Consider the following 20,898-nt stretch of genomic DNA (forward strand, 5'->3'; position numbering starts at 1 on the left):
GACGGGGGCGAGCGCAGCTTCAGCTATTGGCGCGACAACTCGGCCGCCCGGCGGCTGGCCGACGACGCGGGCGCGCTGGCCGCAAGCCTGTCGGGCGCGGACTGGCTGTATCTGTCGGGGATCACGCTGGCGATCCTGCCCCCGGCCGGCCGCGACAATCTGCTGTGCGCGCTGGCCGCGGCGCGCACCGCCGGCGTGCAGGTCGCCCTTGATCCGAACCTGCGCCCGCGGCTGTGGCCCGACGCGGCCACCATGCGCGCCTGCGTGACGCGCGCCGCGGGCCTGTCGGACCTGGTGCTGCCCAGCCTGGACGACGAGACGGCGCATTTCGGCGACACCGGCGCCGAGGCGACGGTGGAGCGTTATCTGGGCGCCGGCGCGGGCTCGGTCGTGGTCAAGGCGGGCGGCGGCCCGATCCGCTTTGGCGGCGCGGGCGGCAGCGGCCTTGTGGACGATCTGGCGCCCGAGGTGCCGGTGGACACCACCGCCGCCGGCGACAGCTTCAACGCGGGCTTTCTGGCCGCATGGCTGGGCGGGCAGGACAGTGCGGACGCGGTGCGCGCCGGCCATGCGGTCAGTCGCCAGGTGATCCGCCGGCGCGGCGCGCTGGTCGACCTGGCCTAGCCCCCCGCCGCCCCGGCATCCCCCGCCGCGCCTTCGTCGGCCTGCGGGCCGGACGCTGGGCCCAGCAGGCGGCTGATGTTGCGTTCCAGCCCGTCGAAATGCGCGGTGATGGCCGCATCCATCAGGGCCGCGTCACGGGTCTGCAGGGCGCGCAGCATCGCGTCATGGTCGGCCAGAACGCGGGCCGCGCGCGATGCTGCTGGACCTCGTCCGGCCGCTGGACCCCGTGGCGCTGCGGTGGGGACGGTGATGGCCGGGTTGCGGCTGCCCGCCCGGGCCTGCCTGGCCGGGCGCGTCTGGCGGCCCGGCATCGGCCCGGCGCTGGTCACCCTGCGCGATCGCGCGGTGATCGACGTGACCTCGCCCGAGGCGCCGACGATGCGCGACCTGCTGGAAATGGACGACCCCGCCGGCTGGCTGGCGGCGCAGCCGGGCACGCCGGTCTGCGCGCTGGACGATCTGGCGGCAGCGGGGCCGGGATCGTCGCCCGGAGCGGACGACCTGCGCCTGCTGTCGCCTGTGGCGCGCAGGCCGACGGTGAACCCGTCCATCGACGGGGTGATCGCCCCGCCGAGGTTGCCCTTGCAGTCGGTCTCCGGCGCGCTGTCGGCATGGCACGGGAAGCGCAGATAGTCACCGCCCGCGCAGTATGGCCTTCTGGCTGGGCCTGGCGGAGCGCGCCTCGGGAAAGCGGTCTCCGACCTTGTCGGCGTAGCCGGCCCGGACCCACGTCAGGATCCGGCCCAGCATCGCGCGCAGCGCCTCCTGCTCCCGCTCGCTCAGCGGCTCCAGCATCATCGCCTCGAGCGTCAGGCTGATCGGGTCGGCCTGTTCGCACAGATCCTGCCCCGCCTGCATGACGGTCAGCGTGAACCGGCGCGCATCGACGGGCGAGTTGGTGCGCTGCACCAGCCCCGCCTTGATCAGCCGCGACAGCATCCGCGACGTGGCCGTGCGCTCGAACTTGGTCAGCTGCGCAAGCTGCGTGAAGGTCACCGACGGGTTGTCCCGGATCAGCCGCAGCACCCGGATCTCGTACACGGACAGGCCGAACCGGGTCTCGAAAATGCGGCCGGCGTTGCTGATCCCGTCCTCGGCGACCGAGGCGAGCTGATACGTCAGGCTTTGTCTGAGCATGGAGGACAACCAGGCATTGCGGAGGAGAGGCTAGAGGGCATGCGGGCATAGCACAACTGTTGCAGAATGCAACTAATCGAGGCAGCGGGATCGTGCATCGACATCCTGAGGAGGGGGCGTCTGCGACATTGCCCACAGGGAGGAACGTCATGTCCGTCGCATATCCGGCCGGGACCGAGGGTCTTGGCGCGTCCACCGAACAGAGAGGCGAGATCTCGGCCAGCCGCCTGATCGCCGCCGGGCGTGGCGATGACCGCCTCGAACAACCTGGACATCGTGATCGAGGGGCGCGGCGCCCATAGCGCGATGCCGCAGGCGGCGGTCGATCCCGTCATGGTCGCCGTGGCCCTGGCGCAGGCCCTGCAGACCATCGTCAGCCGCAATGTCGATCCCCAGCAGCCCGCGGTGCTGTCGATCACCCAGATCCATGCCGGCTCTCGGCCTACAACGTCATCCCCGAACGCGCCGTGCTGAACGGGACGATCCGCAGCTATGACGCCGGGGTGCAGGCCCTGATCGTCGAGCGCATCCGCACGCTGGCGGCCGGTGTCGCCGCGGGCTTTGGCGCGACTGCGCAGGTCACCGTCCACGACGGCTATCCCGCGCTGGTCAACGCGCCCGAACAGGCGGCGCAGGCGATCCGCGTCGCCGGCGGCATCGTCGGCGCGGCGATGGTGGACGGCAACGCGCCGCGGCTGACCGGCAGCGAGGATTTCTCGTACATGCTGCAGCACGCGCCGGGCGCGTTCCTGTGGCTGGGACAGGGCCACGGGCCGACCCTTCACAACCCGGCCTTCGACTTCAACGACGACCTGATCCCGCTGGGCGCGACGATCCTGGTCCGGTTGGCCGAAGATCGCCTGAGGGCCTGATCCGGTGGGCCGGCGGGATCGGCGGCCCAGCCTTTCCATCCTGCGGCCCGGCCTGTCGGAACGCGCGGCGCGACGGCGCGGCGCCCTGCCAGACCCGGCCCCGCCGTGTCGGGCGAATTGCCGGCGGCCGGGCTGCGTCCCCTGGGCGTGACCTCAGCCCGCCAAGGCCCGCAGCGGCACGGACAGCGTGACCCGCAGGCCCTGCGGCGCCCATTCGGCGGTCAGGGCGCCGCCCAGGCTGTCGATGCCGCCCGCCACCATGGTCGCGCCGAACCCTGTCGCCGCCGGGGGGCCTGCGGGCGGCGGGCCGCCGCACTCCTCCCACGCGATCTCGAACCGGTCGGCGTGCCGGCGGCAGTCCACGTGCACCGACCCCCGGTCGCCCGACAGCGCGCCGTACTTGATCGCGTTGGTGGCCTGTTCGTGCAGGATCAGGGCCAGCGTCGTCGCGGCGGTCCGCCCCAGCGGCAGGTCGTCGCCGGTGATCCTGATGCGCTGCCCGTCCTCGTCATAGGGCGTCAGCAGCACCGTCAGCAGGCCCCGGACGGTGCTGTCGCGTTCGGTCCCCGTGCCGTCGGGCAGGACATAGTCGTGCGCCCGCGCCAGCGCGCCGATGCGCCCGCGGAACGCGGCCGCAAAGCCGTGCGCCTGGCTGTCGCGGGCCGAGGCCGAGGCCAGCCCGCCGACGACGCTGAAGACGTTCTTGATGCGGTGCGACAGCTCGCGCGCCAGCAGGTCGCGCGTCTGGATCGTCCGCTTCAGTTCCAGATGCGCCATGGTCTGGCGGGCCAGCGCGCGCAGGACCTCCTGCTGCTCGGTGCTCAGGCCGCCCGGCCGGGGGTGATAGTCCAGGACGCAGACCGTGCCCAGCGGCAAACCTTCGGGCGTGTCCAGCCGCGCCCCCGCATAGAACCGCAGATGCGGCGTTCCCGACACCAGCGGATTGCAGTCGAACCGCCCGTCGGCCGCAAGGTCCGGGACCACCAGCATGTCGGGTTCCAGGATCGCCCGCGCGCACAGCGACACGTCCAGCGGCATCTCGCGCACCCCCAGGCCGATCTCGGACTTGAAGAACTGGCGCGTGTCGGCGATCAGGTTGACGACCGCCATCGGGGCCTTGCAGACCAGTGCCGCGACCCGCGTGATGTTGTCGAACTCGGGCTCGGGCGGGGTGTCGAGGACGCCATAGCGCAAAAGCGCGGCAAGCCGGTCGGCCTCGCTCCAGCCGTCCGCCGCGGGCGAAGCCACGGGCGGCGGGGTCGCGCCGTCAGCGGTCATGTCCGCATCCCTTGACCTGGTTCCCGTACACGACCGACATCCCTCCGAAATCTGTCCCGCCTGCCGCGATCCGCAGGCGCCCGACGCTTGCCCCGTCTTACCCCGCGGTGCCGGGGCGCGGCAACCGCGACCTGATCCGGCCGCGCCGCGACCCCCGCCGGACGGTCAGGCGCCGCCGCCGGGCGGCGGGTCCGTCCCGTCCGGTCCGGGCCGGTCCGACAGCAGCTCGCGGCACAGCCGCGTGAACGCCTCGGCCAGGGCCGTCGGCGCCAGCGACGCGGCGCGGGCCAGGGCGATGCGGCTGGGCGGCAGCGCGTCCCGCAGCGCAAGCCTGACCACGCGCCCCCCGTCGCACGCCCGGTCGTGCGGCAGGTCGGTCGCCAGCACCCCCACGCCAAGGCCGTTCGCCACCATCGCGCGCAGCATCTCGATCGAGCCTGTCTCGGCCGCGATGCGCGGCCGCACCCCCGCCAACTGGAACAGGGACAGGAAATAGCCCCGGCTTTCCGGCAGGTTGATCAGGACGACTGGGTCCTGCGCCAGGTCCGCCAGACCGACGCGGCCCGCCCCCGCAAGCGGGTGATCGGGTGCGACCAGGGCAAAGGGGGGACTGGCACGCAAGGGCACGATGTCCAGATCGGCCGACAGCCCGATGTCATAGACCAGCGCCAGATCGACCTGGCCGCGGCGCAGCCCCTGGGCCAGCCCGTGCAGGTCATCCTCGACCAGCCGCACGCGGGCACCGGGATGGCGCGCGCCAAAGGCGCGGATCAGCCGCGGCGCATGGCGCGGACCCAGCGTGGAATAGACCCCAAGGCACAGCTCGCCCACCAGCCCCGCGTCGGGGGCAAGGATCGCGCGTCCCTGCGCCATCAGGCCGGCCAGCGCCTCAAGCTTGTGGCGGCCAAAGGGCGTGGGCTGCATCCCCTGGCCGGGGCGGCGCAGGAACAGCGGCTGCCCGAAATGCGCCTCGATACGGGCGACGGCCTGCGAGACCGAGGGCTGCGAGACATGGACGGCCCGGGCGGCGGCCGCCGTCGAACCCGTCTCGGCCACGGCAAGCAGATAGCGGATCTGGCGAAAGTCGAAGGGAATAGGTTTCACCAATCCAGTCTATGCCGGATCGCTATTTCCGCCAATAGCGCGCGGCGTGATAGCGCGGTCCCCAAGGCTGAACACGGGGGACCCATGCCACAGCAACAACAACCCTTGGCGGGGGTGCGGGTGCTCGACTTCACCCGCGTCCTGGCCGGACCCTATGCGACCGCGCTGATGGCCGACCTGGGCGCCGACGTCATCAAGGTCGAGGCGCCGGACGGCGACGAGTATCGTCATGTCGGCCCCTTCCGCGACGGCGAAAGCGCGCTGTTCCAGACCGTGAACCGCGGCAAGCGGTCGATCGTGCTGGACCTGCGCGCGCCCGACGACCTGGCGCTTGCACGACGCCTCGCGGACCGCGCCGACGTGGTGGTCGAGAATTTCCGGCCCGGGGTGATGGCGCGGCTGGGGCTGGACGCCGCCACCCTGCAGGCGGGAAACGCAGGGCTGGTCTATGCCTCGGTGTCGGGGTTCGGGCAGGGCGGCCCGAACGCGGCACGGCCCGCCTATGACATCATCGTGCAGGCCATGGCCGGGCTGATGGCCCAGACCGGAGAGGCGGACGGCCCGCCCACGATGGTCGGTGAGGCGCTGGCCGACGTGGCGGGCGGGCTGTTCGCCGCCTGGGGGATCATGGTGGCCCTGTTCGACCGCAGCCGGACGGGCCGGGGCCGGGTCGTGGACATCGCGCTGTTCGACGCGCTGCTGTCGATGATGCCGACCGCCGGCGCGCGGGTCCTTGTGACCGACGCCGATCCCGTCCGCACCGGCAACCGCCATGCGCTGTCCGCGCCCTTCGGGGTCTATCCCGCGGGGCAGGGCCATTTTGCGGTGGCCGTGCTGAACGACAAGCTGTTCGCCGCCTTCTGCCACGTCATCGGCCGGCCCGAACTGGCCGCCGATCCGCGGTTTGCCGGCGACGCGGCGCGCCGCACGAACGAGCCGCAGCTGGCCGAGGCCATCGCCGGTTGGGCGGGAACCCTGACGGCCGCGCAGGCCGTCGCCGCGCTGTCAGCGGCCGGCGTGCCGGCGTCGGAACTGGCCACCGCGCGTCAGGCCTGGCTGTCGGACCAGGCGCAGGCGCGGGGCCTGTCGTCGGTGGCGCAGCACCCCGCCCTGGGGCCCCTCAGCCTGCCGGAACAGCCGGTGCATTTCTCGGACAGCCCGCGCGGCGGGCGCCGGGCCGCCCCCGCGCTTGACCAACATGGCGCCCAGATCCGCGCCGAACTGGAGGATGTGCAATGACCGACTGGACCGAGGACGAGGGCGCGCTGCTGGACCAGATCGCCCGCTTTGCCGCCGAGGTGCTGGCCCCGCGCGCGGCCGCGCTGGACGAGACCGCGACATTCGCCACCTGCCACCTGCCCGCGATGGCCGCGCTGGGCCTGATGGGGCTGAACCTGTCCGAGGCGGACGGCGGGCTGGGCCTGTCCGGGCCCGCCCTTTATCGGGCGGTCGAGTTGATCGCCGGGGCCTGCGGGGCCACGGCCTCGATGCTGACGGCGCATTACCTGGCGACGGATGCGCTGCATCTGGGGGGCGACGCGGCGCTGCGGGCGCGGTTCCTGCCGCCCGCGGCGGCCGGGGCGCTGGGGGCATTCGCGCTGACCGAACCGCAGGCCGGGTCGAACCCGGCCGACATGCGCACGACCGCCCGGCGCGACGGCGATGGCTATCGGTTGCAGGGGTCGAAATGCTTCATCTCGAACGCCGGGGCGGCGGATTTCATGGTGGTCTTTGCCAAGACCGACCCCGGCGCGGGCGCCCGCGGCGTGTCGGCCTTTGTGGTCGAGCCGAAGGCGAGCCGCGGCATCACCATCGGCCCGGCCGAACGGACCATGGGCCTGCGCGGCGGCCATGTCTTCGGGGTCAGCTTCGACGACTGCCATGTTCCGGCCGCGAACCGGCTGGGCAACGAGGGCACGGGGTTCCGCACGGCGATGAAGGTGCTGGACAACGGCCGCATCGAGGTGGCCGCCCAGGCGACCGGCATCGCCGAGGCCGCGCTGGCCGCCGCCATCGCCTATGCCCGGGACCGCCAGGTGGGCGGGCATCCCATCGCCGACTTCCAGGGCCTTCAGTGGATGCTGGCCGACAGCGCCAACGACCTGGCCGCGGCACGCGCGCTGGGACTGGCCGCGGCGCGGCTGCGCGGCACGGGCGCGCGCTACTCGACCGAAAGCGCGCACGCCAAGCTGTTCGCGTCCGAGGCCGCCTGGCGCATCGCCGACCGCGCCCTGCAGATCCATGGCGGCTATGGCTATTGCCGCGACTTTCCGCTGGAGCGGTATCTGCGCGACCTGCGGATCTTCCGCATCTACGAGGGCAGCTCGGAAATCCAGCGCACGATCATCGCGCGCGGCCTGCTGGCCTGACGGACCGCCCGTCCCTTGCGCAGCCTGACCGGCGCGTTCGCGCCCGCGTTAGGCTGCCGGGACGGCGTTCGTGACGCTGGGTGCGAACCAGCGCGGCCGCGCGTCGCGGGCGAGGGGGCGATGCTGCCGCGGGGTTTCCGGGACGACAGGCCATGGCCCTCGCTCGTCCTGGCGGGGACCGAACGGGTCAGAAGCTGTTGCGCTCGTGATAGGTCCGCAGGAACCCCTGGATGCGCGGGTCTTCCGGCTGGTGCAGGATGCGGCCGGGCGTGTCCACGCCGACCAGCTCGCCCCGTTCCATGAAGGCCACCTGATCGGCCACGTGCGAGGCAAAGCCCATCTCGTGGGTGACGACGACCATGGTCATGCCCTCGCCCGCCAGCGCCTTCATCACGTGCAGCACCTCGCCCACCAGCTCGGGGTCCAGCGCCGAGGTCGGCTCGTCGAACAGCATCAGCCGCGGCTCCATCGCGATGGCGCGGGCGATGGCGACGCGCTGCTGCTGGCCGCCCGACAGGCGCGAGGGGTGGTTGTCCATCTTGTCGGCCAGCCCGACCTTGGCCAGCGCGTCGGCGGCGCGTCCCGCGGCGTCCGGCCGCGACAGGCCCCGGACGCGGATCAGCCCCTCGGCCACGTTCTCGCGCGCGGTCATGTGGGGCCACAGGTTGAACTGCTGGAACACCATCCCGATTGACCGCCGCATCTCGCGCAGCGCGCGGCCGCGCATGCGCCTGCCCGGCGCCTCGTAGCCGATCATCCGCCCGTCGATGCGGATCTCGCCCGCGCTGTAGTCCTCGAGGAAGTTGATGCAGCGCAGCAGCGTGGACTTGCCCGAACCGGACGGCCCGATCAGGCACGTCACCTTGCCGGGCGGGATCGACAGGTTCACGTCCCGCAGCGCCTGGAACGGCCCGTAGAACTTGCTGACGTTGCGGATTTCGACGGACGAGGCCTGCATCGTCAGGTCCTTTCGAGAAGATGTTTCGTGATGCGCGTCTCGAGCCGGCGGCCCAGCCGCGAGATGGTCTCGACGAGACCCCAGAAGAACAGCGCCAGCACCAGGTTCGCCTCGACGAAACGGAAGGTCTCGGCCGACATCCGGCTGACCTGGTACATCAGCTCGGGCACCGTGATGATCGACAGGATGACCGTTTCCTTGGTCAGGATGATCGAGAAGTTGACCAGCGCCGGCAGCGCCGACACCAGGCTGAGCGGCAGCAGGATGCGCCGCACGATCGACGGCTCGGACATGCCGATGGCACGGGCGGCCTCGATCTGGCCGGGAGCCACGGCGCGGAACCCCGACCGGAAGATCTCGGCGAAATAGGGGCTGCCGTACAGGGTCAGGCCCAGAAGGCCTGCGGGCACCGCGTCCAGCCGCAGCCCGATCAGCGGCCCGCCATAATACAGCACGAACAGCTGCACCAGGAACGGCGTGCCGCGGATGACCTCGATATAGACCTGGATGATCCAGTTCAGCCAGCGCGGGCCGTAGTGGCGCATCAGCGCGATCAGCAGGCCCAGCGTCATGCCGAACAGGGTGCCCAGCGCCCAGCACAGGACGGTGACGCCAAAGCCGCGCAGCAGCGCCGGCCCGTAGGTTTGCAGCAGGTCCATCACACGGCCGTCCTGTGTTCGAGATAGCGCCCCAGGGCCGCAAGGCACAGGTTGATCACCAGATAGATGCAGGCCGCCGCCAGATAGACCTCGAGCGGGCGGAACGTCGTGGCCGCCTGCGCCTGGCTGGCGCGGGTGATTTCCAGGATGCCGACCACCGACACCAGCGAGGACGCCTTGACCAGCAGGATCAGCTCGTTGATCAGCGCGGGCAGCGACAGGGTAAAGGCCTGCGGCAGGATGATCCGGCGCCAGACGTCCTGCGGCGTCATGCCGATGGCGACCGCCGCCTCGGCCTGGCCGCGCGGCAGGGCGTTGATCGCGCCGCGCCAGATTTCCGAGATGTAGGCGCTGGCGCAGATGCCGACGGTCACGATGGCCGCGACCATCGCCGGCACGTCCAGGCCGAACAGCGGCAGCGAGTAGTAGAAGACCAGCAGTTGCACCAGCAGCGGCACGCCGCGCAGAAAGCTGACCCAGACCGCGCCCGCGCGGCGCAGCGCCCGCGACGGCGACAGCCGGGCGGCGCAGACCAGCGTGCCGATCACCAGTCCAAGCGCGATCCCCGCCACCGAGATCAGCAGCGTGTATCGCGCCGCCCAGAACAGCGGCACCAGGCTTTCCAGGAAGGTCGGGATCGAGAACATGCGAACCTCGGGTCCGTCCGGGGGCGACGGGAACGGAAGGGGGGATCGGGGCGGGATCGCTCCCGCCCCGCGTGGGGGCTCAGTTCACGGGAACTTCGCGCGGCAGCTCGGTGTAGGAGCCCAGCCATTTTTCCTGGATCGCCTTGATCCGGCCGTCGTCGGTCATCTTCAGCATGGCGTCGTTGATCGCCTTGGCAAAGCTCTCGGTCTCGGGGTCCTTGCGCAGCACCCAGCCGAAGTAGGTGGGCTGGCCGAACTTGGCCGGCTCGAACAGGGCGAAGGATTCGGGGCGCGACTTGACCAGATAGGTCAGGTTCGGCAGCGATCCCGCCACCGCGTCCAGGCGGCCCGCCGACAGGTCGGCATAGGCCTCGTCGGTGGTGCCGTATTCCTTGATCGTGATCCCGCCAAGCTGCTCGCCATAGGCCTGAAGCTGCTTGAACTGCGCGGTGCCCTGCTGGACGCCCACGGTCTTGCCCTTGATGTCCTCGGGCTTGGTCATGTCGGCGTTGCCGGCGGCCTTGACCAGCGAGACGGTGGCGTCGGCGATCGGCAGGGTAAAGGTGTAACGCTCCAGCCGCTCGGGCGTGATCGTCACAGGGGCGATCACGATGTCGAACTTCTTGACCTCAAGCCCGGGCAGCTCGGCGGTCCACGGGATGTCCTGATAGACGGGCTCGACCCCGATCTCCTTGGCCACCTCGTCGAACAGGTCCTTGGTCATCCCCTCGTAGGTGCCGTTGTTGAGCATGTCGAAGGGGGCATAGTGCATGTCGGTCGCGGTCACGATCTTGCCGGCGGCCTTGATGTCGGCCAGCTGGTCGGCCAGCGCGCCCGAGGCGGCCAGTCCCAGGGCCACCGCGGCGATCGCCGCGGATTTCAGGGTGGTGCGGATGGTCATGTCGTCTCCTGTTGGTGGGGCAAGGGTGAACCGGCGGCCGCGCCCGCGGGCGCCGGGTGGTCGTGCGGCGCCGAGTCTATCGCCGGCTGCCGCGGAAACGCCAGTTCCCCGGCGGGGTGGTCCCTTGTCGCAGGGATCGTGGCGATCGTCACCGCCAGCAGCGGCCCGCCTGAAACGGCGCCTTCCCAAGCGTCGCCCGGGGCCGCCAGCAGGGTGTCGCCGGCCGCAAGGCCGTGGCCGTCCACCGCTGCGGGACCCAGTGCGACCAGCGCCGTGGTGCCCGCGGGAACCGGATCGCCCGGCCCCAGCCGTGTGACCACGTGCCGCGCCGCGCCGCGCCGGGTCATGACGTTCAGGTCGGTGATCGGTCCCTGCGCCAGCCGCGCCGCGACCGGCGCCTCGCCGGGAAAGGGCAGGGGCTGGCCCGGGGGCAGGGCGACCGTTCCGCCGCCGAAATCCAGCGCAAGGCCCATGCCCTCGATCACCGTCAGCGTCCGGTCGATGCCGGGAAAGGCCGAGAAGGGGCCGTCCGCCGCCACCTCGGCCAGGCTGATGCGCCAGACGAAGCCGTCGAGGCCGGCGCCCTGGGGATGGACCGCGATCTCTCGCGTCACCCCGCCGCCGTTCCTCCAGGGCTGCGCGGGCAGGTCGCGGCGGCGGATCGGCCTCATCCCAGGATGCCGGGCAGGGTCAGCCCATGTTCGCGCGCGCAGTCCAGCGCGATGTCATAGCCCGCGTCGGCGTGGCGCATGACGCCCGTGGCCGGGTCGTTCCACAGCACCCGTTCGATCCGGCGGTCGGCGTCCTCGGACCCGTCGCAGCAGATCACCATGCCGGAATGCTGGGAAAACCCCATGCCGACGCCGCCGCCGTGGTGCAGCGACACCCAGGTCGCGCCCGAGGCGCAGTTCAGCAGCGCGTTCAGCAGCGGCCAGTCCGACACCGCGTCCGAGCCGTCCTTCATCGCCTCGGTTTCCCGGTTGGGGCTTGCCACCGACCCCGAGTCGAGATGGTCGCGCCCGATCACCACCGGGGCCTTCAGCTCGCCGGTCCGCACCATCTCGTTGATCGCCAGGCCCGCGCGATGGCGGTCGCCCAGGCCGATCCACATGATCCGCGCCGGCAGGCCCTGGAAGGCGATGCGATCGCGCGCCATGTCCAGCCAGTTGTGCAGATGGGCGTTGTCGGGAAACAGCTCCTTCATGCGCTGGTCGGTCTTGTAGATGTCCTCGGGGTCGCCCGACAGCGCCGCCCAGCGGAACGGGCCGATGCCCCGGCAGAACAGCGGGCGGATATAGGCGGGCACGAAGCCGGGGAAGGCGAAGGCGTTCTCCAACCCTTCCTCCAACGCGACCTGGCGGATGTTGTTGCCATAGTCGAGCGTGGGCACGCCCGCGTTCCAGAAATCGACCATCGCGGCGACATGGACCATCATGCTGGCGCGGGCGGCGTGCTCGACGGCCTTGGGCTCGGTCTCCTGCCGGGCGCGCCATTCGGCGACGCTCCAGCCCAGCGGCAGATAGCCGTGGATCGGATCGTGGGCGCTGGTCTGGTCGGTCACGATGTCGGGGCCCGGCCCGCCCGCCTTCATGCGACGGACAAGCTCCGGGAACACTTCGGCGGCGTTGCCGATCAGGGCCACGGACTTCGCCTCTCCGGCCTTGGTCCACTGGTCGATCATCGCCAGCGCCTCGTCGAGCGTGTGGGCCTTGGCGTCGCAATAGCGGGTGCGGATGCGGAAGTCGGCGCGCGTCTCGTCGCATTCGACGGCAAGGCAGCAGGCCCCGGCCATCACCGCGGCCAGGGGCTGCGCGCCCCCCATGCCGCCCAGGCCCGCGGTCAGGATCCACTTGCCCTTCAGGCTGCCGCCGTAATGCTGGCGCCCGGCCTCGGCAAAGGTCTCGTAGGTGCCTTGCACGATGCCCTGCGTGCCGATATAGATCCAGGACCCGGCGGTCATCTGGCCGTACATGGCCAGGCCCTTCCTGTCCAACTCGTTGAAATGGTCCCAGGTCGCCCAGTGCGGCACCAGGTTCGAGTTCGCGATCAGCACGCGGGGCGCGTCCTTGTGGGTGCGGAACACGCCCACCGGCTTGCCCGACTGCACCAGCAGCGTCTCGTCCTCCTCCAGCGCGCGCAAGGACGCGACGATGCGGTCAAAGTCGTCCCAGGTCCGCGCCGCGCGCCCGATGCCGCCATAGACGACCAGCTCGTGCGGGTTCTCGGCCACGTCGGGATGCAGGTTGTTCATCAGCATCCGCAAGGGCGCCTCGGTCAGCCAGCTCTTCGCCGTGATCTCGGTCCCCGTCGCGGGATAGATGTCGCGGGCGTTGTGGCGGCGGTCGGTCATGGGTCAGCCTCGCAGGTCAGGGGCCAGGGCGGCCAGCGTTTGCAGGATGTCGGCCAGCACCGGACGAAGGGCCGCGGCCTTGCCGGGGTCCAGGTCGAACGGCGGCGCCTCGGCCGTCAGGTGGGTGGATTGCGCCAGTTCCATCTGGATGGCGTGGATGCCCCCGTCGGGGCGGCCGTAATGGCGCGTCGTCCAGCCGCCCTTGAAGCGGCCGTTCACGACCGTCGTGCGCCCCGTCGCGCGGCACCGGCGGGCGGCTTCGTCCTCGATCCGGGGATCGCAGGTCGTGCCGTCGGCGGTGCCGATGTTGAAATCGGGCAGCGTGCCGGCAAACAGGAACGGGATGCGCGAGCGGATCGAATGACAGTCATACAGGATCGCCACGCCGTGCCGCGCGCGGACGCGGTCCAGCTCGGCCGCCAGCGCCCCGTGATAGGGCGCGTGGAAGGCGCCGCGACGGGCCTCGATCCCGGCCGCGTCGGGGGGCGTGTCCCAGATCGGATGGCCGTCGAAGTCGGTCAGCGGCACCAGCCCGGTGGTGTTCTGCCCCGGATACAGGCTGTCGTCCGCGGGTGAGCGGTTGGCGTCGATGACATAGCGATGAAAGGTCGCGCGCACCGTCGTCGCGCCCGCCAGCAGCCCGTCATACAGCGCCTCGACGTGCCAGTCCGTGTCGGCCAGCCGCCGGCCGCGATCGTTCAGCGCGGCGTGGACGGCGGGCGGCAGCCAGGTTCCGACATGCGGCAGGCCCAGCACCACAGGACCGTCCCCGCGCTGCACCACCACGGGGTCGGGGGCGACGCCGGTCACGACGCCGGTCACGGCGCCCGTCACGGGGCGACGTCCTGAAGGCCGGCGGCGCGGATCAGCGCGCCCGACCGGATCATCTCGGCCGCGCGCACCAGATCGGGGGCCAGGTAGCGGTCCTTGCCGATGGCCGGGACCTCGGCGCGCAGCGCGGCCAAGACGGCCTGCAGCCGCGCCGACGTCACCAGGGGCGCCCGGAACTCGATCCCCTGCGCCGCGCAGATCGCCTCGACCCCCAGGATCACGGACAGGTTGTCGTTCATGCGGCCCAGCCGGCGGGCGCCATGCGCGCTCATGCTGACGTGATCCTCCTGGTTGGCCGAGGTGGGGGTCGAGTCGGTCGAGCAGGGGTTCGCGAGATGCTTGTTCTCGCTCATCAGGGCGGCGGTCGTCACCTCGGCGATCATCAGGCCCGAGTTCAGCCCCGGTTCCGGCGTCAGGAACGGCGGCAGGTCGTGGCTGAGCGTGGGGTCCACCATCAGCGCGACGCGGCGCTGGGCGATCGCGCCGATCTCGGCCACGGCCAGCGCGATCTGGTCGGCCGCAAAGGCCACCGGCTCGGCGTGGAAGTTGCCGCCCGACACGATGCGGCCGTTGCCCAGCACCAGCGGGTTGTCGGTGACGGCGTTCGCCTCGATCTGCAGGGTGCGGGCGGCGAATCCCAGCACGTCCAGCGCCGCGCCCGCCACCTGCGGCTGGCAGCGGATGCAATAGGGGTCCTGCACGCGGCTGTCGCCCTCGCGGTGGCTTTCGCGGATCTGCGAGCCGTCCATCAGCGCGCGCATCTGGCGGGCGACCTCGATCTGGCCGGCATGGCCGCGCAGGTCGTGGATCTCGGGCTGCAGGGGCGCGGTCGAGCCCATGATGGCGTCGGTGGACAGCGCCGCCGTCACCATGCAGGACACCGCGTTGCGCCAGCCCTCGAACAGCCCCACCAGCGCCAGCGCGGTGGAAAACTGGGTGCCGTTGATCAGGGCCAGCCCCTCTTTCGCGCCCAGCGTCACGGGGGTCAGGCCCGCCTGCGCCAGCGCCTGCGCCCCGGCCATGCGCTGGCCGCCCACCGTCGCCTCGCCCTCGCCGATCATCACGGCGGTCATGTGCGCCAGCGGCGCCAGGTCGCCCGAGGCCCCGACCGAGCCCTGCGCCGGGATGACCGGCACCACGCCGCGCGCCAGCATCGCCTCGATCAGGGCGATGATGTCCCAGCGCATCCCCGAGGCGCCGCGGCCCAGGCTGAGCAGCTTGAGCGCCATCATCAGCCGCGTGGCGGGTTCCGGGATCGGATCGCCCACCCCGCAGCAGTGGGACAGGATCAGGTTGCGCTGCAGCGTGGCGGTGTCCTGCGCGGCGATCTTGACCGAGGCGAGCTTGCCGAAGCCGGTGTTGACCCCGTAGACCGCCGCCTCGCCCTGCGCGGCCGCGGCGATCTGCGCGGCGGCCGCCTCGACCGGGCCGCGCGCGGCGGGGTCCAGGCGCATGGGGACGCCCTCGCGCCACAGCCGTTCCAGGTCCGCCAGGGTGGCGTGGCCGGGGGTCAGGGTGATGGTCATTCCGACTCTCCAAAGATGCGGCGGTGCAGCGGGTTGAAGCCGATCCGCCAGGCCAGTTCGGCGGGGTCCGCCACGTCCCAGACGGCCAGGTCGGCGCGCAGTCCGGGCGCGATCCGCCCGCAATCGTCCAGCCCCAGCGCGCGCGCCGCGTTCACGGTCACGCCGCGCAGCGCCTCGGCCGGGGTCAGGCGGAACAGCGTGCAGCCCATGTTCATCGTCAGCAGGATCGAGGTCAGGGGCGAGGTGCCGGGGTTGCAGTCGGTGGACAGCGCCATCGCCACGCCGTGCGCGCGGAACGCCGCAATCGGCGGGACCTGGGTTTCGTGCAGCGTATAGAACGCGCCGGGCAGCAGCACCGCCACGGTGCCGGACGCGGCCATCATCACCGCGTCGGCCTCGGTCGCGTATTCGACGTGATCGGCCGACAGCGCCCCGTGCAGCGCGGCCAGAGCCGTGCCGCCCTGGTGGGACAGCTGCTCGGCGTGCAGCTTGACCGGCAGGCCCAGCCCGCGCGCGGCATCGAACACGCGCGCGATCTGATGGGGCGTGAAGGCGATGCCCTCGCAGAACCCGTCCACCGCGTCCACCAGCCCCTCGGCGTGCGCCGCGCGCAGGGTGGGCAGGCAGATCTCGTCCAGATAGGCGTCGGGACGGCCGGCATATTCCGGCGGGCAGGCGTGCGCGCCCAGAAAGCTGGTCCGCACCCGCACCGGGCGCAGCGTCCCCAGACGCCGGGCGGCGCGCAGCATCGTCAGCTCGGCGTCGCGGTCCAGGCCATAGCCGGACTTGATCTCGACCGTGGCGACGCCCTCGGCGATCAGCGCGTCCAGCCGGGGCAGGGCCTGGCGGACCAGCTCGTCCTCGGTCGCGGCCCGGGTGGCCGCGACGGTGGACAGGATGCCGCCGCCCGCGCGGGCGATCTGCTCATAGCTCGCGCCCTGCAGGCGCATCTCGAACTCGCGTGCGCGGTCGCCGCCGTGGACCAGATGGGTGTGGCAGTCGATGGGCGCGGGCGTCACCAGCCGCCCGTCAAGGTCGTGCCGGGCCGCCCCGGCATGATCAGGGGGCAGATCCGCCATCGCGCCGACCCAGGCGATGCGCCCGTCCCGGACAAGGACCGCCCCACCCTCGATCAGCCCCAGGTCGGGGCCATCCAGCGTCGCGATTCGGGCGTTGTGATAAAGATCGCCGGCCATTCATCGTTCCTGTGTGCGGGGCGGCTTGTTTAATGCGCGCTTAACGATAATATGCATGTACATAACGAGACTGTCAACACCATCCTGACGCGAGGCACGACATGACGATTTTGTGGGCGGAACAGGCGCTTCTGGCCGGGGGATGGGCCGAGGCCGTCCGGGTCGAGGTTGACGACGCCGGGCGCATCGCCGGCGTGCAGTCCGGCGCCGCACCCCAGGGGGACCGCCACGCCATCCTGCTGCCCGCGCCCGCAAACCTGCACAGCCACGCCTTTCAGCGTGCGATGGCGGGTCTGACCGAGCGGCGCGGCCCCGATCCGCGCGACAGCTTCTGGACATGGCGGCAGCTGATGTACCGGTTTCTCGACCGGCTGACGCCCGACGACGTCGAGGCCATCGCCGCCTTCGTGCAGATGGAGATGCTGGAGGCCGGATACGCCTGCAACGTCGAGTTCCACTATCTGCACCACCGCCCCGGCGGCCTGCCCCATGACGACCCGGCCGAGATGTCGGCGCGCATCGCCGCGGCGGCGCGGACCAGCGGCATCGGCCTGACGCTGCTGCCGGTCCTGTACCAGTTCGGCGGCTGCGACCGGCGGCCGCTGGGCGCAGGACAGATCCGCTTCGGCAACGATCCCGACGGGTTCGCGCGCCTGGTCGAGGGCGCGCGCGCCGCGCTGGCGGGCCTGCCCGCCGACACCCGGCTGGGCGTGGCCCCCCACAGCCTGCGCGCGGTCACGCCCGAGGGGCTGGCCGCCGCCATCGCGCTGGGCGACGGCCCGATCCACATGCATCTGGCCGAGCAGACGGCCGAGGTCGAGGAGGTGCTGGCCGCCCGCGGCGCGCGTCCGACGCGCTGGCTGCTGGACCATGCGCCGGTGGACGGGCGCTGGTGCCTGATCCACTGCACGCAGATGGACCCGGCCGAGACGCTGGACCTGGCCGCCAGCGGGGCGGTCGCGGGCCTGTGCCCGATCACCGAATCGTCGCTGGGCGATGGCATCTTCGACGGGGTGCGGTTCCTGGGGGCGGGCGGCCGGTTCGGCGTGGGGTCCGACAGCAACATCCGCATCGCGCTGTCCGAGGAGCTGCGGACGCTGGAGTATTCGCAGCGGCTGCGCGACCGCTCGCGCGCGGCGCTGGCCACGGCGGACCGGTCCACCGGCCGGGTCCTGTTCGAAGGCGCGGCCGCGGGCGGCGCGCAGGCGGCCGGGCGGGCGGCGGGCGCGATCGCGCCGGGGGCCTGGGCCGATCTGGTGGCGCTGGACGGCGGGGCGGTGGACCTTCAGGGCCGCAAGGGGGACGCGATCCTGGACGCCTGGATCTTTGCCGGCGACGACCGGATGGTGCGCGATGTCTGGGCGGCGGGCCGGCATCTGGTGCAGGACGGCCACCACATCGCGCGCGAGGCGATCACCCGGCGCTATGCCCGGGCCTGCGCCGGCCTGCGGGACGCGCTCTGATGCCGCCCGCGCCGGTCGGCTGGCAGTCGGTCCACGCCGAGGTCCTGCGGCGCATCCGCAGCCGCGAATGGCTGCCCGGCGCCCTGATCCCCAACGAGACCGACCTGGCGGCCGAGTTCGGCTGCGCCCGCGCGACGGTCAGCCGCGCGCTGCGCGAACTGGCCGACGCCGGCCTGCTGACCCGGCGGCGCAAGGCGGGCACCCATGTCGCGCTGAACCCGGTGCGAAAGGCCACGCTGCAGATCCCCGTCATCCACGAGGAGATCGAGGCGCGGGGCGGCACCTACGGCTATGCCCTGATCGGGCGCGAAACCGCCCAGCCCCCCTTGCAGGTCCGCAGCGCCCTGGGCTTGGCCGCGGCCGACCCGCTGCTGCACCTGCGCGCGCTGCACCTGTCGGACGGCGCGCCCTATGCCTATGAGGATCGCTGGGTGAACCCGCAGGCGGTGCCCGCCCTGCTGGACGTGGACCTTGAACGGGTCAGCGCGAACGCCTGGCTGGTCCGCAACGTCCCCTATACCCGCGGGCAGCTGATCCTGTCGGCCGCGACCGCCGACGCCGACACCGCCGAGATCCTGCGCTGTGCCCCCGGCGACGCGCTGTTTCTGGCCGAGCGCACCACCTGGACCGGCGACCGGCCGATCACCTGGGTGCGGCAATCCTACCCGCCGGGCCACCGGCTGGCGACCGAGCTTTGAGCGCGCCCCCCGCGCCGCAGCGGCCGTGCCCCCCGCCTGCGGTCGGCCTGTGCAGGCCACGCCGCCCCGCGCGCCGCATCACGCGCGGCCTCGCCTGCGCCACAGCGCGGGGACGGACAGCGCCAGCAGGATCGCGGCCGGCAGCAGGGCAAAGGCAAAGCCTGCGTGCGCGAACCCCAGCGCACCGGCCACGCCCCCCGCGACGAACGTGCCCACAAGCTGAAGATGGATCGCCAGCCGTGTACGGTCCGCGCCCCGTCCCCTGCCGGGATGGGCGCGCCGGAAGGCTGCGCGGCCAAGCTCGATGCCGATGTCGGTGATCATGCCGGTCGCATGGGTCGTGCGGATGCGCGCCCCCGATATCTTGGTGATCGTCGCGTTCTGCATGCCCATGATGAAGCACAGGCAGGTCAGCGAAAAGACGCGGCCCCACTCTCCGGTGAAGACGCCGCCCCCGGCAAAGCAGGCCAGAAGGCCGCCCTGCACCGCGATGGGCAAGGCATACTGCCCGCCGACGTGCCGGATGCGGGCCCAGTTGATCAGGATCGTGCTGAACGCGGCCCCCGTGACAAAGGCCCCGATGGCGGCCACCGCGACCAAGGCCACGCGCACTTGGCCGATCACCAGGCTGTCGGCCACCTGCGAGAGATACCCCGTCATGTGCGACGTATAGGCCCCCAGCGCAAAGAAGCCGCCGGCGTTCGACGCCCCCGCGACCGCCGCAAGCACCGTCGCAAGCACGAGATCGGACCCGCGCGAGCGGCGGTGCCCCGTCAGAACGCGGGCCAGGGCGATCGGCCGCAGGATGCGGGGGCGCGGCGTCATCGCGGCCGGCCCGCCCGCAGGCAGGAGACGGCCGCGTTCCGCGCGGAATCGGAGAGAGTACACACGCCGGTCGTCCTTTCCACGTCTGCGGCCCAGGGGGGGCGGCAGGCGGGACGATACCAGCCCGCGCCGCCCGCGTCAGGGCCAGAGACCACCGGAGGCGGAGGCGTCCTGTCCGTCCCGAATCGTCGCCCCTGCAAAGGACGGGCGTTTCGGCCCTGCCACGGGGCGCGGTGCCGGCCGGGGTCCGGCGGGCGGCTGGCCACGCGGCGGCGGCACCTTTCGGACGGCCCTTGCGCTGCTTTCGGCCACAGCGCCGGTTGCCCCGCCTGCCTGCGCGGAACCCGCGCGGGCCGGATGCGTTTCGCTGCAATGCAGCATCGGCCTGACCGAAGGTTGCCCGGATGCCCCTTGCAGGATGACCCCGATGACCTCTCGCCGCTCTCACGATCCGTTCGTTCCCGCGGCCGCGCGCCGCCGTTCACGGCCAAGGCCACGGGCACGGGCACGGGCGCTGGCCCTTGTCGGGACGGCCGCTGCGCTGACGGCCGCGGCCGTCCTGAACCATCGCAACGCCCGCCGGGCCGAACGGGACAACCCGCCCCTGGGCGCGTTCGTGCAGGTGGACGGGGTCCGGCTGCACTATCTGGAACGCGGAACGGGATCGCCGCTGGTGCTGCTGCATGGCAACGGCAGCATGATCCAGGACTTCCTGTCCAGCGGGCTGGTGAACGAGGCCGCCCGGCGGCACCGGGTCATCGTCTTCGACCGTCCGGGGTATGGCTACAGCGAGCGTCCGCGCGACAGGCTGTGGACGCCCGACGCGCAGGCGGACCTGCTGGCCGCGGCCCTGCGCAGGCTGGGGGCCGGGCCGGCGGTGGTGCTGGGCCATTCCTGGTCGGGCGCGGTCGCGCTGGCGATGGCGCACCGCCATCCCGACCTGGTCCGCGCCCTGGTGCTGGAGGCCGGGTACTACTATCCCTCGCCCCGTGTCGATGTGGTCGCGCTGTCGATGCCGGCCGTTCCGGTCGTGGGCGATGCGATGCGCCACACCGTGGCCCCCCTGATGGGGCGCCTGATCTGGCCCGGGCTGATGCGCAAGATCTTTGGCCCCGCGGCGATGCCCCGCAAGTTCCGGGCGTTTCCCCGCGCAATGGCCCTGCGCCCGTCGCAACTGCGCGCCAGCGCCGAGGAAACCGCCTTCATGGTCCCCTGCGCCGCCAGGGCCCAAGGGCGTTATGGCGCGCTGCGGCTTCCGGTGGCGATCATCGCCGGGGCCGGGGACCGCATCGTGGCCCCCGACGACCAGTCGGCCCGGCTGCACCGCGAGATTGCCGGCAGCAGCTTTGTTTGCGTTCCCGACACGGGCCATATGGTCCACCAGACCGCCACACAGGCTGTTCTGGACGCGATCGCCAGGGTCGCGTCCTGACAGGCGCGCCCGGGCTGACGGGACTTGC

The 20,898-nt window shown here is 72.0% G+C and carries 23 protein-coding genes; 9 read left to right on the forward strand and 14 right to left on the reverse strand.

The window, feature by feature from the left end; translation table 11 throughout:
• Positions 1–624 (forward strand): PfkB family carbohydrate kinase (locus DPQ23_RS03675; protein WP_112873349.1); only part of this gene is annotated, 624 nt, incomplete at its 5' end.
• Here the strand turns inward: DPQ23_RS03675 and DPQ23_RS15310 are convergent.
• Positions 621–782, reverse strand: coding sequence for a hypothetical protein (locus DPQ23_RS15310; protein WP_162630626.1), 162 nt, complete (start codon positions 780–782; stop codon positions 621–623). The two genes, DPQ23_RS03675 and DPQ23_RS15310, sit on opposite strands and share 4 nt — an antisense overlap.
• Before the next feature lie 91 nt (positions 783–873).
• Here DPQ23_RS15310 and DPQ23_RS03680 point away from each other — a divergent pair, with 91 nt between their 5' ends.
• Entirely contained in the window at positions 874–1,257 is a 384-nt protein-coding gene (locus DPQ23_RS03680; RefSeq protein WP_112873350.1) for a hypothetical protein, read from the forward strand.
• Here the strand turns inward: DPQ23_RS03680 and DPQ23_RS03685 are convergent, their stop codons facing one another.
• Entirely contained in the window at positions 1,258–1,761 is a 504-nt protein-coding gene (locus DPQ23_RS03685; protein WP_112873351.1) for a MarR family winged helix-turn-helix transcriptional regulator, read from the reverse strand.
• 249 nt (positions 1,762–2,010) lie between these two features.
• Between DPQ23_RS03685 and DPQ23_RS03690 the strand changes: the two genes are divergently transcribed.
• Positions 2,011–2,235: a peptidase dimerization domain-containing protein gene (locus tag DPQ23_RS03690; RefSeq protein WP_112873352.1), complete on the forward strand. Its 225-nt coding sequence runs from the start codon at positions 2,011–2,013 to the stop codon at positions 2,233–2,235.
• Positions 2,229–2,633: a M20/M25/M40 family metallo-hydrolase gene (locus tag DPQ23_RS03695; protein WP_162630627.1), complete on the forward strand. Its 405-nt coding sequence runs from the start codon at positions 2,229–2,231 to the stop codon at positions 2,631–2,633. The genes DPQ23_RS03690 and DPQ23_RS03695 overlap by 7 nt, the downstream gene beginning before the upstream one ends.
• 153 nt (positions 2,634–2,786) lie before the next feature.
• Here DPQ23_RS03695 and DPQ23_RS03700 read toward each other — a convergent pair whose 3' ends face one another.
• Positions 2,787–3,911: an HWE histidine kinase domain-containing protein gene (locus DPQ23_RS03700; protein WP_112873354.1), complete on the reverse strand. Its 1,125-nt coding sequence runs from the start codon at positions 3,909–3,911 to the stop codon at positions 2,787–2,789.
• Positions 3,912–4,076: 165 nt separating this feature from the next.
• A complete protein-coding gene (locus DPQ23_RS03705; RefSeq protein ID WP_112873558.1) occupies positions 4,077–5,015 on the reverse strand; it encodes a LysR family transcriptional regulator in 939 nt (312 codons plus the stop codon).
• Positions 5,016–5,099: 84 nt separating this feature from the next.
• Between DPQ23_RS03705 and DPQ23_RS03710 the strand changes: the two genes are divergently transcribed.
• Together DPQ23_RS03710 and DPQ23_RS03715 are read left to right on the forward strand one after the other, a co-directional pair.
• On the forward strand, positions 5,100–6,254 hold the full coding sequence (locus tag DPQ23_RS03710) for a CaiB/BaiF CoA transferase family protein (protein ID WP_112873355.1): 1,155 nt from the start codon (positions 5,100–5,102) through the stop codon (positions 6,252–6,254).
• Positions 6,251–7,384: an acyl-CoA dehydrogenase family protein gene (locus DPQ23_RS03715; RefSeq protein WP_112873356.1), complete on the forward strand. Its 1,134-nt coding sequence runs from the start codon at positions 6,251–6,253 to the stop codon at positions 7,382–7,384. Before DPQ23_RS03710 ends, DPQ23_RS03715 begins: the two co-directional genes overlap by 4 nt.
• Positions 7,385–7,571: 187 nt before the next feature.
• Here the strand turns inward: DPQ23_RS03715 and DPQ23_RS03720 are convergent, their stop codons facing one another.
• The 9 genes from DPQ23_RS03720 to hutI form a co-directional block, all read right to left on the reverse strand.
• On the reverse strand, positions 7,572–8,342 hold the full coding sequence (locus DPQ23_RS03720; protein WP_112873357.1) for an amino acid ABC transporter ATP-binding protein: 771 nt from the start codon (positions 8,340–8,342) through the stop codon (positions 7,572–7,574).
• 2 nt (positions 8,343–8,344) lie between these two features.
• On the reverse strand, positions 8,345–9,001 hold the full coding sequence (locus DPQ23_RS03725; RefSeq protein ID WP_112873358.1) for an amino acid ABC transporter permease: 657 nt from the start codon (positions 8,999–9,001) through the stop codon (positions 8,345–8,347).
• Positions 9,001–9,648 carry an amino acid ABC transporter permease gene (locus DPQ23_RS03730; RefSeq protein ID WP_112873359.1) on the reverse strand — a complete coding sequence of 216 codons (648 nt, stop codon included), beginning with the start codon at positions 9,646–9,648 and terminating at the stop codon, positions 9,001–9,003. Before DPQ23_RS03730 ends, DPQ23_RS03725 begins: the two co-directional genes overlap by 1 nt.
• Before the next feature lie 79 nt (positions 9,649–9,727).
• Positions 9,728–10,549 (reverse strand): transporter substrate-binding domain-containing protein, encoded by an 822-nt coding sequence (locus DPQ23_RS03735; protein WP_112873360.1) that lies wholly within the window; start codon positions 10,547–10,549, stop codon positions 9,728–9,730.
• Entirely contained in the window at positions 10,546–11,220 is a 675-nt protein-coding gene (locus DPQ23_RS03740; RefSeq protein ID WP_112873361.1) for a HutD/Ves family protein, read from the reverse strand. Before DPQ23_RS03740 ends, DPQ23_RS03735 begins: the two co-directional genes overlap by 4 nt.
• Positions 11,217–12,899 carry a urocanate hydratase gene (gene hutU / locus DPQ23_RS03745; RefSeq protein WP_112873362.1) on the reverse strand — a complete coding sequence of 561 codons (1,683 nt, stop codon included), beginning with the start codon at positions 12,897–12,899 and terminating at the stop codon, positions 11,217–11,219. Before hutU ends, DPQ23_RS03740 begins: the two co-directional genes overlap by 4 nt.
• A gap of 3 nt (positions 12,900–12,902) precedes the next feature.
• Positions 12,903–13,733 (reverse strand): N-formylglutamate deformylase, encoded by an 831-nt coding sequence (gene hutG / locus DPQ23_RS03750; RefSeq protein ID WP_240602401.1) that lies wholly within the window; start codon positions 13,731–13,733, stop codon positions 12,903–12,905.
• A complete protein-coding gene (gene hutH / locus DPQ23_RS03755; RefSeq protein ID WP_112873363.1) occupies positions 13,730–15,256 on the reverse strand; it encodes a histidine ammonia-lyase in 1,527 nt (508 codons plus the stop codon). The genes hutG and hutH overlap by 4 nt, the downstream gene beginning before the upstream one ends.
• Entirely contained in the window at positions 15,253–16,452 is a 1,200-nt protein-coding gene (hutI, locus tag DPQ23_RS03760; RefSeq protein ID WP_112873364.1) for an imidazolonepropionase, read from the reverse strand. The genes hutH and hutI overlap by 4 nt, the downstream gene beginning before the upstream one ends.
• Positions 16,453–16,553: 101 nt before the next feature.
• Between hutI and DPQ23_RS03765 the strand changes: the two genes are divergently transcribed.
• Both DPQ23_RS03765 and DPQ23_RS03770 read left to right on the forward strand, forming a co-directional pair.
• The gene (locus DPQ23_RS03765) at positions 16,554–17,915 is read left to right on the forward strand and encodes a formimidoylglutamate deiminase (protein WP_112873365.1); all 1,362 of its coding nucleotides are present in this window, start codon (positions 16,554–16,556) and stop codon (positions 17,913–17,915) included.
• Positions 17,915–18,613 carry a GntR family transcriptional regulator gene (locus tag DPQ23_RS03770; protein ID WP_112873366.1) on the forward strand — a complete coding sequence of 233 codons (699 nt, stop codon included), beginning with the start codon at positions 17,915–17,917 and terminating at the stop codon, positions 18,611–18,613. Before DPQ23_RS03765 ends, DPQ23_RS03770 begins: the two co-directional genes overlap by 1 nt.
• Before the next feature lie 78 nt (positions 18,614–18,691).
• On the opposite strand, the gene DPQ23_RS03775 is transcribed toward DPQ23_RS03770, so the two are convergent.
• Positions 18,692–19,438 carry a YoaK family protein gene (locus DPQ23_RS03775; RefSeq protein ID WP_112873367.1) on the reverse strand — a complete coding sequence of 249 codons (747 nt, stop codon included), beginning with the start codon at positions 19,436–19,438 and terminating at the stop codon, positions 18,692–18,694.
• A gap of 427 nt (positions 19,439–19,865) precedes the next feature.
• On the opposite strand from DPQ23_RS03775, the gene DPQ23_RS03780 reads away from it, so the two are divergent.
• Entirely contained in the window at positions 19,866–20,870 is a 1,005-nt protein-coding gene (locus DPQ23_RS03780; protein WP_112873368.1) for an alpha/beta fold hydrolase, read from the forward strand.
• Positions 20,871–20,898: the final 28 nt, after the last annotated feature.

Origin of the sequence: Paracoccus endophyticus, from assembly GCF_003286075.1 — a bacterium.
In the GTDB taxonomy this organism is placed as follows: Bacteria; Pseudomonadota; Alphaproteobacteria; order Rhodobacterales; family Rhodobacteraceae; genus Paracoccus; species Paracoccus endophyticus.

What these genes read in the sequence shown, in the direction of transcription:
- DPQ23_RS03685 (WP_112873351.1), bottom strand. Translation starts at nt 1,761, where the DNA reads ATGCTCAGACAAAGCCTGACGTATCAGCTCGCCTCGGTCGCCGAGGAC.
- DPQ23_RS03715 (WP_112873356.1), top strand. Translation starts at nt 6,251, where the DNA reads ATGACCGACTGGACCGAGGACGAGGGCGCGCTGCTGGACCAGATCGCC.
- DPQ23_RS03730 (WP_112873359.1), bottom strand. Translation starts at nt 9,648, where the DNA reads ATGTTCTCGATCCCGACCTTCCTGGAAAGCCTGGTGCCGCTGTTCTGG.
- hutH (WP_112873363.1), bottom strand. Translation starts at nt 15,256, where the DNA reads ATGACCATCACCCTGACCCCCGGCCACGCCACCCTGGCGGACCTGGAA.
- DPQ23_RS03680 (WP_112873350.1), top strand. Translation starts at nt 874, where the DNA reads ATGGCCGGGTTGCGGCTGCCCGCCCGGGCCTGCCTGGCCGGGCGCGTC.
- DPQ23_RS03735 (WP_112873360.1), bottom strand. Translation starts at nt 10,549, where the DNA reads ATGACCATCCGCACCACCCTGAAATCCGCGGCGATCGCCGCGGTGGCC.
- DPQ23_RS03780 (WP_112873368.1), top strand. Translation starts at nt 19,866, where the DNA reads ATGACCTCTCGCCGCTCTCACGATCCGTTCGTTCCCGCGGCCGCGCGC.
- DPQ23_RS03775 (WP_112873367.1), bottom strand. Translation starts at nt 19,438, where the DNA reads ATGACGCCGCGCCCCCGCATCCTGCGGCCGATCGCCCTGGCCCGCGTT.
- hutU (WP_112873362.1), bottom strand. Translation starts at nt 12,899, where the DNA reads ATGACCGACCGCCGCCACAACGCCCGCGACATCTATCCCGCGACGGGG.
- DPQ23_RS03700 (WP_112873354.1), bottom strand. Translation starts at nt 3,911, where the DNA reads ATGACCGCTGACGGCGCGACCCCGCCGCCCGTGGCTTCGCCCGCGGCG.
- hutI (WP_112873364.1), bottom strand. Translation starts at nt 16,452, where the DNA reads ATGGCCGGCGATCTTTATCACAACGCCCGAATCGCGACGCTGGATGGC.
- DPQ23_RS03740 (WP_112873361.1), bottom strand. Translation starts at nt 11,220, where the DNA reads ATGAGGCCGATCCGCCGCCGCGACCTGCCCGCGCAGCCCTGGAGGAAC.
- DPQ23_RS03725 (WP_112873358.1), bottom strand. Translation starts at nt 9,001, where the DNA reads ATGGACCTGCTGCAAACCTACGGGCCGGCGCTGCTGCGCGGCTTTGGC.
- DPQ23_RS03765 (WP_112873365.1), top strand. Translation starts at nt 16,554, where the DNA reads ATGACGATTTTGTGGGCGGAACAGGCGCTTCTGGCCGGGGGATGGGCC.
- DPQ23_RS03770 (WP_112873366.1), top strand. Translation starts at nt 17,915, where the DNA reads ATGCCGCCCGCGCCGGTCGGCTGGCAGTCGGTCCACGCCGAGGTCCTG.
- DPQ23_RS03710 (WP_112873355.1), top strand. Translation starts at nt 5,100, where the DNA reads ATGCCACAGCAACAACAACCCTTGGCGGGGGTGCGGGTGCTCGACTTC.
- DPQ23_RS15310 (WP_162630626.1), bottom strand. Translation starts at nt 782, where the DNA reads ATGCTGCGCGCCCTGCAGACCCGTGACGCGGCCCTGATGGATGCGGCC.
- DPQ23_RS03690 (WP_112873352.1), top strand. Translation starts at nt 2,011, where the DNA reads ATGACCGCCTCGAACAACCTGGACATCGTGATCGAGGGGCGCGGCGCC.
- DPQ23_RS03720 (WP_112873357.1), bottom strand. Translation starts at nt 8,342, where the DNA reads ATGCAGGCCTCGTCCGTCGAAATCCGCAACGTCAGCAAGTTCTACGGG.